This window comes from Campylobacter sp. IFREMER_LSEM_CL292 (genome assembly GCF_025771615.1).
Taxonomy (GTDB): Bacteria; Campylobacterota; Campylobacteria; order Campylobacterales; family Campylobacteraceae; genus Campylobacter_D; species Campylobacter_D lari_D.
This window is the reverse complement of sequence record NZ_JAKMQP010000013.1, coordinates 21,032-35,633: the sequence shown is the minus strand read 5'-3', so window position 1 is coordinate 35,633 and position 14,602 is coordinate 21,032. Positions and strand designations below refer to the sequence as shown.

At 29.2% G+C, this 14,602-nt stretch carries 13 protein-coding genes and 1 pseudogene; 4 read left to right on the top strand and 10 right to left on the bottom strand.

Annotation, left to right across the window (positions count from 1 at the left end):
- Positions 1-34: 34 nt before the first annotated feature.
- The 5 genes from L8T82_RS07180 to L8T82_RS07160 form a co-directional block, all read right to left on the bottom strand.
- On the bottom strand, positions 35-394 hold the full coding sequence (locus L8T82_RS07180; protein WP_133319916.1) for a hypothetical protein: 360 nt from the start codon (positions 392-394) through the stop codon (positions 35-37).
- Between the two features lie 124 nt (positions 395-518).
- Complete coding sequence (locus tag L8T82_RS07175) at positions 519-722, bottom strand: class I SAM-dependent methyltransferase (protein ID WP_240387661.1); 204 nt, start codon at positions 720-722, stop codon at positions 519-521.
- 55 nt (positions 723-777) lie between these two features.
- Complete coding sequence (gene modB, locus L8T82_RS07170) at positions 778-1,449, bottom strand: molybdate ABC transporter permease subunit (RefSeq protein WP_263659884.1); 672 nt, start codon at positions 1,447-1,449, stop codon at positions 778-780.
- A 34-nt stretch (positions 1,450-1,483) separates the two neighbouring features.
- Positions 1,484-2,689, bottom strand: coding sequence for a saccharopine dehydrogenase family protein (locus L8T82_RS07165; protein ID WP_263726197.1), 1,206 nt, complete (start codon positions 2,687-2,689; stop codon positions 1,484-1,486).
- The gene (locus L8T82_RS07160; protein ID WP_263726196.1) at positions 2,686-4,452 is read right to left on the bottom strand and encodes a DUF262 domain-containing protein; all 1,767 of its coding nucleotides are present in this window, start codon (positions 4,450-4,452) and stop codon (positions 2,686-2,688) included. The genes L8T82_RS07165 and L8T82_RS07160 overlap by 4 nt, the downstream gene beginning before the upstream one ends.
- 441 nt (positions 4,453-4,893) lie before the next feature.
- Here L8T82_RS07160 and putP point away from each other — a divergent pair, with 441 nt between their 5' ends.
- The 4 genes from putP to L8T82_RS07140 all read left to right on the top strand — a co-directional run bounded on the left by putP (position 4,894) and on the right by L8T82_RS07140 (position 9,354).
- Positions 4,894-6,372 carry a sodium/proline symporter PutP gene (gene putP / locus L8T82_RS07155; protein ID WP_263726195.1) on the top strand — a complete coding sequence of 493 codons (1,479 nt, stop codon included), beginning with the start codon at positions 4,894-4,896 and terminating at the stop codon, positions 6,370-6,372.
- Position 6,373: 1 nt separating this feature from the next.
- Positions 6,374-7,345 (top strand): putative transporter, encoded by a 972-nt coding sequence (locus L8T82_RS07150; RefSeq protein ID WP_263726194.1) that lies wholly within the window; start codon positions 6,374-6,376, stop codon positions 7,343-7,345.
- 87 nt (positions 7,346-7,432) lie between these two features.
- Positions 7,433-8,803, top strand: coding sequence for a hemolysin family protein (locus L8T82_RS07145; RefSeq protein ID WP_263660795.1), 1,371 nt, complete (start codon positions 7,433-7,435; stop codon positions 8,801-8,803).
- A 68-nt stretch (positions 8,804-8,871) separates the two neighbouring features.
- On the top strand, positions 8,872-9,354 hold the full coding sequence (locus L8T82_RS07140; RefSeq protein ID WP_263726193.1) for a pyridoxamine 5'-phosphate oxidase family protein: 483 nt from the start codon (positions 8,872-8,874) through the stop codon (positions 9,352-9,354).
- 32 nt (positions 9,355-9,386) lie between these two features.
- Here L8T82_RS07140 and fusA read toward each other — a convergent pair whose 3' ends face one another.
- From fusA to aldA, 5 genes and pseudogenes are all read right to left on the bottom strand, one after another.
- Entirely contained in the window at positions 9,387-11,462 is a 2,076-nt protein-coding gene (gene fusA / locus L8T82_RS07135) for an elongation factor G (protein WP_039617755.1), read from the bottom strand.
- Between the two features lie 12 nt (positions 11,463-11,474).
- Positions 11,475-11,945: a 30S ribosomal protein S7 gene (gene rpsG / locus L8T82_RS07130; RefSeq protein ID WP_012661188.1), complete on the bottom strand. Its 471-nt coding sequence runs from the start codon at positions 11,943-11,945 to the stop codon at positions 11,475-11,477.
- A 67-nt stretch (positions 11,946-12,012) separates the two neighbouring features.
- Entirely contained in the window at positions 12,013-12,396 is a 384-nt protein-coding gene (rpsL, locus tag L8T82_RS07125; protein WP_012661187.1) for a 30S ribosomal protein S12, read from the bottom strand.
- 70 nt (positions 12,397-12,466) lie between these two features.
- Positions 12,467-13,087 (bottom strand): annotated as a pseudogene (locus L8T82_RS07120) (CatA-like O-acetyltransferase).
- A gap of 64 nt (positions 13,088-13,151) precedes the next feature.
- Positions 13,152-14,591 carry an aldehyde dehydrogenase gene (gene aldA, locus L8T82_RS07115; protein ID WP_263660793.1) on the bottom strand — a complete coding sequence of 480 codons (1,440 nt, stop codon included), beginning with the start codon at positions 14,589-14,591 and terminating at the stop codon, positions 13,152-13,154.
- Between the last annotated feature and the right edge of the window lie 11 nt (positions 14,592-14,602).

The window sequence follows — 14,602 nt, the reverse complement described above, 5'->3', positions numbered from 1 at the left end:
GATAAAGACTTGATAAAGTCTTTATCACATAAAATTATTTTTCCCCTATATAAATAAAATGCTGTATACTTCCTTCAAAATTATATAAATTTATTAATTCATAATCTCCCCAAAATAACGGTTTAAAAGGTTTAAATTTTTCTTTTAATTCTTCGATCGTATTTGTAAAATTTATATAAGTAGATTCGCCATTTAATCTTGGACTAGATTTTACTTCCACTAAACCATTATCTTTAACATCTCCTGCAACAAATTCTTGATAAGCTTTAGAGCTAATCATTGTCGCGAAAATTATTGCTCCATCATTACATAAATCATAAAATTCTTCAATAGTTTTTTGAAAGTCTTTGTTTGGCAGATAATATAAACTTTGATTTGCAAAAATAAAATCCATTTTTACATCAAATAAATTTTTAAAACTAGAATTTGGTGTAATAACATGAAAATTATTTTCATTTATCCTAGGATCTTTTTTCCAAGTATTTTTTAAACTAGGAACAATATCTATACCATAAGCATTAATACCCCCCCCCCGTTACATCTTGAAAATACTTAGAATGAACTCCATTTCCACAACCAAAATCAAGTAAATTTCCACTTGTTTTGTTTAATTTGTATTTTAAGATTCTCTCATAAAATCTTATAACATGTCCATCTGGATATTGTAAGCCATATCCTTCATTGTCATATTTTTTAGTATATCCTGATAGTGAATTATCCATCATTTCTCCTTTAAATTTAAGATATAAATTGATTATACAATAAAATAAGTCTTTGTTATTTATTTTTTAACAAATTTACACTTAACAAAACAACAAAACTAAAAATTAAAAGTATGAGACTATAAATATGAGCTGTGGCAAAATCTAAATTTTCCATACTTTCATATATAGCAATACTAGCTACTTTTGTTTCCCCGCTTAAAGAACCACCTATCATTAATACTATACCAAACTCGCCCATAGTATGTGCAAAACTTATTACTAAAGCACTGAGTATAGCTGGTTTGATACTTGGTAAGATTACTTTAAAAAGTGTGATGAAAGAATTTTTTCCCAAAGAAAAACTTGCTTCTATAATATTTTTAGAAATTAAAGACATTGCATTATATAAAGGATTAAACATAAAAGGTAAAGAGTAAATGCAACTTGCTATTACCAAGCCTTCAAAAGTAAAAGCTAAAGTGATATTAAAATATTTTTCTAAAAATTCTCCAAAAAAAGAATATTTTGAAAATAAAATCAACAAGTAAAAACCAACAACAGACGGTGGTAAAACTAAAGGTAAGGTTATTATAGTTTCTAGAATTTTTTTTGCTCTAAATTGCTTAAAAGTAAAAACCCAAGCAAGAGGTATGCAAAAACAAAACAAAATTATACAAGTAATAATAGAAAGTTTTATGGAAACTAAAAAAGGCGTCCAATCTATACTTAATAATAATTGCGTCATTATAAAACTTTCTCAAGTCAAAAAAGACTTGAGATTATTTTCCTAAATTTGGCTCCATTTCTATAATTTTCCAAGGAAGTCCTTGGGTATTTAACTCATCCATGAAAGGTTTGGCGTCAAATTCTTCCATGTTAAACACACCTTTTCCTTGCCAAATTCCTTTAGCGATTAGCTTTGTTCCTATCATTGCAGGAACTCCAGTAGTATAGCTCACAGCTTGCGCTCCAGTTTCTTTAAAGCATTCTTCGTGATTACAAACATTGTAAATATAAACTTGTCTATCTTTTCCATCTTTTACACCACGAATCACACAACCTATATTAGTGTAACCTTTAGTACGAGGGCCTAAACTAGCAGGATCAGGAAGTAAAGTTTTTAAAAATTCTATTGGTATTATCTCTCTACCTTGATGCATAATAGGTTTAATGCCTAGCATACCAACATTTTCAAGACATTTCATATGAGTTAAATAACTTTGTCCAAAAGTCATAAAAAATCTTATTCTTTTTAGACCTTTGATATTTTTTACTAAACTTTCAAGCTCCTCATGATAAAGCAAATAACTATCCTTTACTCCTACTTCAGGATAATCCCACTCCATTTTTATTTCCATAGGTTCAGTTTCTATCCATTTTCCATTTTCCCAATAACGACCCTTAGCAGATACTTCTCTTAAATTTATCTCAGGGTTAAAATTAGTTGCAAAGGCATATCCATGATCACCTGCATTACAATCTAGTATATCAATATAATGAATTTCATCAAATAAATTTTGTTGCGCATAAGCACAAAATACATTAGTAACACCTGGATCAAAACCGCTTCCTAAAAGTCCTAAAATTCCTGCTTGTTTAAACTTATCATTTCTTAACCATTGTTCTTTATATTCAAATTTAGCTAAATCAGGATGTTCATAATTTGCAGTATCTACATAGTGAATATTAGTTTGAATACACGCATCCATTAAAGCAAGATCTTGATAAGGTAAAGCCACATTTAATAAAATTTCAGCTCCTGTTTTTTTGATAAGCTCTACAACAGCAGATGTGTCATCTGCATCTATTTGCTCAGTTTGAATTTCTATACCTAAACGCTCTTTTATAAAAGCTGCTATTTCATCACATTTACTTTTAGTTCTACTTGCTAGAGTTATTTTACTAAAAACATCACTATTCATTGCACATTTTACAGTTGCAACGCGACTTACACCACCTGCACCTATAATCAAAAGATTTTTCATTTATTTTCCTTTATTTTTATACTAAATAATTTTTCTATTTCATTACAAAACCATTTTCGTCTATTTTTCATTGAATCTTCATTCCATTGTGTTATTTCTTTTTTTTCATAATTGTTTATAATTATTTGAGTAATTAAAAAAGAGCTTTGCTTTTTATCTTTTCCCTCGCCTTTGTAAATTTCTATTTTTTTATCAAATGGTTTATTACCAGCATCTATATTTTTTTTATCTTTTAATAATGTTAAATTACAACAGCTATTTAAATAATTATCAGCAATCTCTTTATTTATATGAGGATAAAATTTTTCATATGATTTTGGTAATATATGTTCTATATGAGCTTGTTCTAAATCAATAAATTCTCTTTGTTCGCTATCATCTTGATTATATTCTATTAAAATCAGTAATGGTTTAATCCATTTATTATGATTATATATATCTTTATTTAATATATTTTCCACAGCTTTCTTTTCTACTTCGTCTTTATTATATTTATTTACCAAAATTTCATTTATTTCTAATATATCTTTATTGTCTTTTATCATATTTATTAATTGAAAAGATATTTGTTTTATTTTTGATAAAGTGTAACCAGCAATCCAATATAAATAATAAAATTTTCTAAGTAAAATTAACAATTTTAAATGATCTTTATATTTGGTATGTAAAGAAGTCATTATAACTGCTATAGGATGTATTGTCCATGGTAAATACCAAAAAGAATTTACAATTTTGTTGTTATTATTAAACAAATCATTTACATATTCATCACAAAAATTTTTAAATTCATCAATAATTTCTTTAGTTGTTTTTCCTTTGAATTGATTTTCTAATTCTACATGCAATGATTTTTTAGGATTACTACCTAGCAAGAAATACCCAAATAATGTAAACATATTTTCCATAGTTATCTTTTGGTAATCACCTGTTTTGGATAATATAGTTTCAATTTCTTTCCAAACCATAATAAATGAATTTTCTTCGTTTTTAGCGTATTGCAAATCATCTTTATTTTCTTCGTATATTTTATTTATTAAAATACTTTTAATTAAGTCTAATTGGGTTAAATCAAGACCCCTATCATTAATCGTTTGAAATAATTTAATTGCGGTATTTAAATTACTACAAATAATTTTAATCAATAACACTTTATTAAACAGATAGTTAACAAAGTTATTAATTTCATCTTGATTTATATCTAATAAGCATTTTAATTTTTCATAAATTATCACAGCTGTATTTTTATATTTAAATTTAGGGTCATCTAATTTTATTTCTTTTTTACTAGGTTTTTTAAAACTTTGTATACTATTATTATTATTTAAAAATAATAAATCAAAATCGTTTTTATATTGTGGATTTTGTGAAAATTTTAATCTTTGAAAATGATTGTTTATGTATATACATTGTTCAATTCTTTGTATGTTTATATCATCTGGATTTTTGTATTCTGCATTGATATTTTTAAAACAATCTCTCAAAACACAAAATAATATCATTAATGTAGTAATTCTTTGTTGCCCATCAATTACTTCATATTCATAATTATCACTTGATTGTTTTGTAACAACTATAGAGCCTAAAAAATAATTTTCTCCTTCATCATGCTGGTTATTTTTATATGCTTCATATATATCATCAAATAATTGTTCAACCTGCTCATCTTCCCATTTATATGGTCTTTGATAATTTGGTATTTTGTAAATATTATTACTACTAAATATATCTACAATAGATTTACTTTCTACTTCAAATTCTTTCATATCAAACAACCTTTTTTCATAAAAAATTAAAATTCAGATATTATTATACAATATATTAAAATATAAAAAAGAACTTTGTTTTTAATTTTTTAGTATTAAATTATACAATAGCAATCTTTTTATATACTATAATTGTTTAAATATTATCTTTAATTAATATAAAAATTTTAGCAAAATTTTATTTATTGAAATTAATTTAAGTATAAATTCAACTACCACTTTCGTTAAACGTCGTAATTTTACTTTTGGTTAAGATAAATATATTTTAATTGTTATCGTAGATTAATCTCATCTATATACAAAATATTTTCGATAAAAAATAATATTTTAGATATTTACATCATTTAAATATATTTTAAATTATAAAAATAATATTTTTATAATGTTTTTTTAAAATAAAACAAGTAAAATGATGATTTTTTAAATTTTTTAAGGACACTTATGAATTTACAAAGTGTGGAATTTTCTTATCCTATTATTATTGCTTTTATTACCTATGCATTTTTAATGCTTTTTATAGGTTTTTATTTTTACAAAAAAAATCAAAATAGTAAAGATTATTTTGTTGGAAATGCATCAATGGGGCCTGTAATATCTGCCTTAAGTGCAGGTGCTTCTGATATGAGTAGTTGGCTTTTAATGGCTTTTCCCGGTGCTTTATACGCAGCTGGATTGGGACAAATTTATATAGCCATAGGTTTAAGCTTTGGTATGTTCTTAAACTGGACCTTTGTTGCCAAAAGATTAAAGATTTTTTCTCAAATAGCTAAAGAATGTATTACAATTCCTGATTTTTTTGAAAGTCGCTTTCATGATGATAGACATATTTTAAGAAGTATTTGTGCGGTAGTTATTTTAGTATTTTTTACTATTTACATTAGTGCTGGATTAGTAAGTGGTGCTAAACTTTTTGAAAGTGTATTTAATTTGCCTTATATTTTTGCATTAAGTATTGGATTTTTAGTTATTGTTTTATATACTTTTTTAGGTGGCTATAAAGCCGTATGCTGGACTGATATGATACAAGGACTTTTAATGATGAGTTCATTAATCATCATTCCTTTTGTGATGATTTTTGAACTTGGCGGCTTTGGCGAAGCTTTTTCTACTATAAATGATGTAAAACCTCAAGCTTTTGGTTTAGATGGTGGTGGTTGGCTAGTGGTAGCATCAACCTTGGCCTGGGGACTTGGATATTTTGGCCAACCTCATATTTTAATTCGCTTTATTTCTATAAAAAATGTAAAAGAAATTCCTACTGCGACTTTTATAGGCATAACTTGGATGGTAATTTCTCTATTTGGTGCTGCTATGATAGGATTTTTAGGTATTGCTTATATAGCTAAATTTGATCTTACTTTAAATGATCCTGAAAGAATATTTATTGTAATGTCTCAAGTGCTTTTTAACCCTTGGGTGGCGGGAATTTTACTCAGTGCAATTTTAGCAGCCATTATGAGTACTGCAAGTTCTCAATTGCTAGTATGCGCTTCTAGCTTGGTGCAAGATTTTTATACGCAAATTTTAAAAAGAAAAACAAATGATAAAAATATTACTTTGTTATCACGCTTAGGTGTTTTGATTGTAGCGTGTGTAGCTTTTACACTTTCACTTGATACTCAAAGTCAAATTTTAAGCATAGTCTCTTATGCTTGGGCAGGTTTTGGAGCTAGTTTTGGAAGCGTTATTTTATTTTCTTTATTTTATAAAAATATGAGCAAAGAAGGCGCAATAGCTGGAATGGTTAGCGGGGCTTTAACTGTTGTATTTTATAAGCATTTTGGTTCAAATTTTATAGAAATTTATGAAATCATTCCTGGATTTTTAGTCGCAAGTTGTTTTATTATGATTTTTAGTATAATATTTAAAGCAAAAAAACATACAATAAAACATTATGAAAATATGCTGAAAGAAATTTAAAATGTTTAAATCTTTTTTTTATTCTAAAAAATGGGCTTTATGGGCTTACTTGGGTCTGTTTTTTTTATTATCTTCTTTATTAGCACAAACCTCTATTAATGTAGCAATAAATGAATGGTATAAAGAATTTTACGATGTTTTACAAGATGCAAAAAATCATAGCATAAATGATTTTTATCATTTTATTAAACAATTTTTATATTTAGCACTGCCTTATGTATTAATCGCTACTATCACGCAATATTTTGGAAGCATATATGCTTTTAAATGGCGCGAGGCTATGACTTTTGATTATATTAAATTTTGGCAAAAAAAAGATGATAACATAGAAGGCAGTTCGCAAAGAATTCAAGAAGATATCTATAATTTTTCAAAAATCATAGAAAGTTTAGGGTTAGCTTTTATCAAAGCAATTATGACTTTAGTTGCTTTTGTACCAATTTTATGGATGTTAAGCGCACATGTTAATTTACCTATCTTAAAAGATATTAATGGCTCTTTAGTATGGATTGCATTTTTGGTTTCTTTAGGAGGTTTAGTTATATCATGGTTTGTAGGTATAAAACTACCTGGACTAGAATATAACAATCAAAAAGCCGAAGCTGCTTTTAGAAAAGAACTTGTTTTTGCTGAAGATGATAGAAAAAATTATGCAAGCGATGAAAGTATTTTAAGTTTATTTACCGGGCTTAAAATCAATTATAAAAGATTATTTTTACATTATGGGTATTTTAATGTATGGCTTTATTTATTTGAGCAAATCATGGTTATAGTACCCTTTTTAATCATGGCTCCAAGTTTATTTTTAGGACTTATACAACTTGGAATTATCATACAAGTTGGTAATGCTTTTGACCAGGTTAGATCTTCATTTAGCATTTTTATCACCAACTGGACAACTATCACACAGTTGCGTAGCATTTATAAACGTTTAGATGAATTTGAAAAAAATATAGAATATAGAAAACATTAAATTAATTTAAAATATATCATTATTTTTAAGCTAATTTTATAGTTTTGATTTGATATAATTTTGCGAAATTTTATTAAAGGAGTTTTTTTGGACCCCAGTCAATCTTTAGACTTAAATCAAACACTACCTACTGTTGCCTCTATTGATATAGGCTATTCTACTTTTATGATTCTTGTTGCATTAGCTTTAGTGCTTTTAAATGGATTTTTTGTTTTATCTGAATTTGCTATTGTTAAAGTGCGTAGATCAAAACTTGAAGAAATGGTAAAAGAGAAAAAACGCAATGCAAAAAAAGCTTTGGAAGTCACTTCAAAACTAGATACTTATTTAAGTGCTTGCCAACTTGGTATTACGCTAAGCTCTCTTGCTCTTGGTTGGATAGGCGAACCTGCTATTGCTAAAATTCTTGAAGTTCCTCTAGCAAATTTAGGTTTAGCTCCAGCATTAATCCATACCATAGCATTTATTATTGCTTTTGCTATTATCACATTATTGCATGTTGTGCTAGGCGAGTTGGTCCCAAAAAGCATTGCTATAGCCATTGCAGATAGAGCTGTTTTATGGGTTGCAAGACCATTGCATTTGTTTTGGTTACTTTTCTTACCTTTCATTAAAACATTTGACTTTTTAGCTGCAGTTTCTTTAAAAATTATAGGTATAAAACCTGCCAAAGAACACGAATTAAGTCACTCTGAAGAAGAGATTAAATTTATTGCGAGTGAAAGCCAAAAAGGTGGAGTTTTGGATGAATTTGAAACTGAAATCATACGCAATGCTGTCGATTTTTCAGATACAGTAGCAAAAGAAATCATGACACCTAGAAAAGATATGATTTGTCTTAATAAACAAAAAAGCTATGAAGAAAATATGCAAATAGTTTGTCAGTATAAACATACACGCTTTCCATACATAGATGGTTCTAAAGATATCATTTTAGGTATGGTGCATATTAGAGACATTATGCAAAATGAACTTAGCAAAGATAAGAAAAATTTAGATGATTTTCTAATCAAAATGATCCTAGTTCCAGAAAATATCAGCATATCTAAAGTTCTTTTCATGATGAATAAAGAACAAGTACATACAGCATTAGTAGTAGATGAATATGGCGGAACTGCTGGTCTTTTAACTATGGAAGATATTATGGAAGAAATTGTTGGTGATATTAACGATGAGCATGATGATTCTAGTCCACATTTTAAAAAGCTTGCAGAAAACATTTATGAATTTCAAGGAAGATATGAAATTAGCGAAGTAGAAGAAATGCTTGATATACGCTTTAATGAAGAATTAGAACAAGTCACTATAGGTGGATATGTTTTCAATCTTTTAGGACGCTTACCGGTGGTTGGAGATAGAATAGAAGATAAATTTTGCTACTACGAAGTCAAAAAGATGGATGGAAATAGCATAGAACGCATTAAAGTTGTACGCAAAAATACTGATGAAGAAGAGTAACAAACTCTTCTTTTTACTTTTCTACAACCCTCAAATCTTATTCATTTTAACTTACAAGGAAAATTTTTATGCAACTACATGATGAAATTAATCAATTTATACAAGAATGCAAAAGCATTATGATATCGTCTTTAAATTTAAACAATCAAACCATATGTTCATATACTCCTATTATAAAAAACAAAAATGACTTTTATATTTATATTAGTGAAATTGCCGAACACTTTGAAGGAGTAAAATACAATAATAAAAACATAGAAATTATGTTTATAGAAGATGAAAAAGATTGTATATCAATCTTTGCAAGGAAAAGACTTAAATTTAGAGTTGAGAGCGTAGAAATAACGAGAGATAATCAGCTATTTGAGCAAGTATTAAATACTTATGAAAATAAAGACAATAAAGAAATAATTCAAGTCATTAAAAATATGCAAGATTTTCATTTATTTCAACTTATACTGAAAAATGGAAGATATGTTAAAGGTTTTGGAAAGGCATATGAAATTAATGAAGGAGCAATTAATTTAATTAATTCAAAAGGACATAAATAATTCAAGATGAGCTTTTTGCTCATCTTGATAGATTAACCATTTCTTTTTTTGATAATTTCTTCAGAAACATTTTTTGGAACTTCATCATAGTGATCAAATTCCATAGAATAAGTAGCACGACCTTGAGTTTGACTTCTAAGATCGGTTGAGTAACCAAACATCTCGGCCAAAGGACAAAATGCTGTAATAATTTTATTACCACCTCTTTCATCCATTGAATTTACTTGACCACGGCGTTTATTTAAATCACCAATAACATCACCCATGTATTCTTCTGGAGTTTCAACTTCAACTTTCATCATAGGTTCTAAGATTACTGCACCTGCTTTTCTAGCACCTTCTTTAAAGCCCATAGAAGCTGCAAGTTTAAATGCCATTTCAGAAGAATCCACTTCGTGGTAACTTCCATCATAAACAGTTACCTTAACATCTTCAACAGGATATCCTGCTAAAACACCATTTTGTAATGCCTCTTGAACACCTTTGTCAACTGCTGGAATATATTCTTTTGGAATTACCCCACCTTTGATATCATTTACAAATTCATATCCACTACCTGGTTCAAGTGGCTCAAGTCTTAAGAATACATGACCATATTGTCCACGACCACCTGATTGTTTAGCGTATTTGTATTCTTGTTCAACTGTTTTTCTAATAGTTTCACGGTAAGCAACTTGAGGTTGACCTACTTCGGCTTCAACTTTAAATTCACGAAGCATTCTATCAACGATAATTTCCAAGTGAAGTTCGCCCATACCTGAAATGATAGTTTGACCACTTTCTTCATCTGTTGAAACTCTAAAGCTTGGATCTTCTTGAGCTAATTTATTTAAAGCAATAGACATTTTTTCTTGATCTGCTTTTGTTTTAGGCTCAACAGCAACTGAAATAACAGGATCTGGAAAATCCATTCTCTCTAAAATAACCTTATCTTTTTCACTTGCCAAAGTATCACCAGTTAGTGTGTCTTTAAGTCCAACAACCGCTCCAATTTCTCCTGCATATAAAGTTTTAATCTCTTCTCTTTTATTAGAGTGCATTTTCAAAAGACGACCGATTCTTTCTTTTTTATCTTTTGTTGAGTTGTATGCATAAGAACCGCTTTCTAAACTTCCTCTATACACACGAACGAAAGTTAATTGTCCAACAAAAGGGTCAGTCATAATTTTAAATGCTAGGCCTGCAAACTCACCATCATCAGTTGATTTTACAGAAACTTCCGTACCGTCTTCATATTCACCTTTAATATTAGCAACTTCATCAGGAGCTGGTAAATAAGCAACAACAGCATCAAGTAATGGCTGAACACCTTTATTTTTAAAAGCTGTACCACAAAGCATAGGAACCATAGAAAGACTTAAACATCCTGCTTTAATACCTGCTTTGATTTCTTCTTGAGTAAGCTCTTCGCCACCTAGGTATTTTTCCATTAATTCATCACTTGTTTCAGAAACTGCTTCTATCATTTTTGTGCGATATTCTTCAGCCTTTTCTTTAAGTTCAGCTGGAATTTCTTTTTCTACATAATCAGTTGGTTTATTTTCATCTTCCCATACCAAAGCTTTCATGGTAATAAGATCAATTACACCTTTGAAATTATCTTCAGCACCGATTGGAATTTGAAGTGGAACTGGGTTACCTTTCAAACGATTTTTGATTTGTTCTTCAACATTAAAGAAATTTGCACCAATTCTGTCCATTTTATTTACAAAAACAATTCTTGGAACACCGTATTTATTAGCTTGTCTCCATACGGTTTCTGATTGTGGTTGAACTCCACCTACTGAACAAAACACCGCAACTGCACCATCTAAAACACGCATTGATCTTTCAACTTCGATTGTAAAGTCAACGTGGCCTGGAGTGTCTATAAGGTTAATTTGATGGTTTTTCCAAAAACAAGTTGTAGCAGCAGAAGTAATTGTGATACCTCTTTCTTTTTCTTGCTCCATCCAGTCCATTGTAGCTGCACCATCATGCACCTCACCAATTTTATGGCTCATACCTGTAAAGAAAAGAATTCTCTCACTAGTAGTTGTTTTACCTGCATCAATATGAGCTGCGATACCTATATTTCTAACTCTTTTTAAAGGAGTACTTCTTGACATATTTTACTCCTCTTACCAGCGATAATGAGCAAATGCTTTATTAGCTTCTGCCATTTTATAAGTATCTTCTTTCTTCTTGAATGAAGCACCTTTGCTATTAGCTGCATCTAATAATTCTGCTGCTAATTTTTCTATCATAGTTCTTTCGCTTCTTTTTCTAGCAAAAGAAATAATCCATCTTATAGCTAAAGCTTGTTGTCTAGCTGGGCGTACTTCTACTGGCACTTGATAAGTAGCACCACCAACACGACGAGATTTAACTTCTAATAAAGGCTTAATATTTTCAATAGCATCATTAAAAATTTCTATACCTTTTTTTTCTCCACCTTTTTTATCGATAGCTTCTAAAGCACCATACATAATAGTCGTAGCTGTGCTTTTTTTACCATCATACATTAAAGAATTAATGAATTTTGTGATTACTTTGTTTCCATAAATCGGATCTGGCAAGACTTCTCTTACCGGAGCTTTTCTTCTTCTCATAATTTTCCTTCAAATTTATAATTTTACTCAAACAAAATCAAATCTAACGGATTTGTCTGCAATTTTATTACTTAGCTGCTGCTTTAGGGCGTTTCGCACCATATTTAGAACGAGAAACGGTTCTTTTTGCAACACCTGCAGTATCTAAGGCACCGCGAACAATGTGATACTTAACACCTGGTAAGTCTTTTACCCTACCACCACGCACTAAAACAATGCTGTGTTCTTGTAGGTTATGACCTTCACCACCGATATAACTAATAACTTCAAAGCCACTTGTAAGTCTTACTTTGGCAACTTTTCTTAACGCTGAGTTTGGTTTTTTAGGGGTTGTTGTATAAACCCTAGTGCAAACTCCCCTTCTTTGTGGACAATTTTTAAGCGCTGGAGATTTAGATTTCTCTAAAACTTTTTTGCGCTCTTTTCTAACCAATTGATTTATGGTAGGCACAATAATTCCTTTCTTTAAAAAATGTAATAAACTTTGGATAATATCTAAATTTTACTTACAAAAATATAAACTAAAAACAATTTAAATCTTTTTGCAAATTTTCTAAAAACAAACTCACATGATAAGCATCGGCGTTTGCGTGATTTACATTAATACTTAGTGGAATAAAACATTGATTTTTTCCTTGATAATTTTCCCACTTGTAAGAATAGGAAAAAAATAATTTTCTTTTTTAGGTAAATGTAAAGAGAAATTCTCAAAAATTTATCCAAGGGATTGCTGAAATATTAAAAGAATTTTTAATATTCTCTTTTACAAACATAGTGTTTTCTTTAATGAATTGTTTATCTTGCTCGAAATTATGTAAAAAGTTTTGAAAATCTTCATTAAATTCAGTCCATAAAACACAAAAAGTCTTTGATTTTTCACAAAAAGCGGTATAACTTGGATGGATAATATCAAAACAAATTAATTTATCATCCTCTAAGTATAATTTAAATTCAGGTATTAAATTAACATTTTTACTTAAAAAATAGATAAAACTACCATAAAAAGAATATTTTTGATTTTTAACAAAAGAATAAAATTTACTAATATCTAATTTAACATTTAATTCAAAAGAGCAGGGAAATTTAGTATAAAATTCAAAATGTTCTTTTCTTGAGTAAGTTTTTAAATCTATAATCTTCAAATTATTATCCTTTAAATTTAAAGATTACAGCAAATCCTATCTAAAAAAATAGATAGGATTGAAATCATTGTTTGTTGGTATTGTATTGTAAATAAACCACATGGGTAGCTAAATACTCTTCAAGACCATGTTTTCCATCAGCTCCACCTATGCCACTTTTTCTAAAACCTGCATGAAATCCTTGCATTGCTTCAAAATTTTCACGGTTAATATAAGTTTCACCAAATTTTATTTCTCTACTAGCTCTCATTGCTATATCTAAATTTTGCGTATAAATAGAACTTGTCAGTCCATATTCACAATCATTTGCCATATCAATTGCCTCATCAAGTGTATCAAATTTAGTAATTGGTAAAATCGGAGCAAAAATTTCTTTTTGCATGATCTCATCTTCATGCTTAACATTTGTAAGAACGCTTGCAGGAAAATAATATCCGCTTGTATCGGTGATTTTTCCACCGCATTCTACAACTGCTCCTTTATTCGTAGCTCTCTCAAGCATTGCTAAAGCATTATCAACCCCTGCTTGATTGACAAGCGGACCCATATCAAAATCGCCTTTCAAAGTGTTTCCAACACTTACTTTACTCATGGCTTTTACAAATTTATCTACAAATTCATCATAAACACTTGTATGCACATAAGCTCTTTCGGCACAATTGCAAACTTGTCCGTTATTGCAAATTCTACTTGCCTTAATCGCTTCTACCGCTAAATCAATATCTGCATCTTTACACACTATAGCCGGTGCCTTTCCGCCAAGTTCTAGAGAAACCTTAATGATATTTTTAGCTGCAGCTTCCATCACTCTAGTTCCTGCTTCAACACTCCCTGTAAGACTTACCATACCTATGTTTTCATTACTTGATAATTCATGTCCTACCACACTACCCTTACCTGCAACTAAATTAAATACACCTTTTGGTAAAGAACTTTGCGAAACAAGCTTTGCAAATTCAAAAGCATTATTTGGAGTTTCACTGCTTGGTTTTATAACAATGGTGTTGCCTGTTAGTAAAGCAGGTGCCATCTTTCTTGCGATTAGAAAAAATGGAAAATTCCAAGGTAAAATTCCACCAATTACACCAATGGCACTTTTATATAAATATATATGCTCATTAGCTCTATCACTTTGTATAATTTCGCCTTCATACCTTCTAGCCCATTCAGCGGTATAATCCATATAATCTGCCGTAAAATTAATCTCTACACTAGCTAAAGCTCTAGTTTTTCCTTGCTCTTGCATTAAAATTTCTGTTAAAAAATTAGCATTTTTGCGTATTAAACTAGCTATTTCTCTTAAATGATTTGCTCTTTCAATCGCTGGTTTAGCTTCCCAATTTTTTTGTGCCTTTTTAGCTGCTTCAATTGCTCTTTGTGTATCTTCTAAAGAAGCACTTGCTACTCTTGATATTACTTCTTTGGTAGCGGGATTTAAAACTTCTATAAATTCGCCATTGTGTGGGATAAATTCGCCATCAATATAATTTAAATAAGTTGTCATTTTTTCTCCTT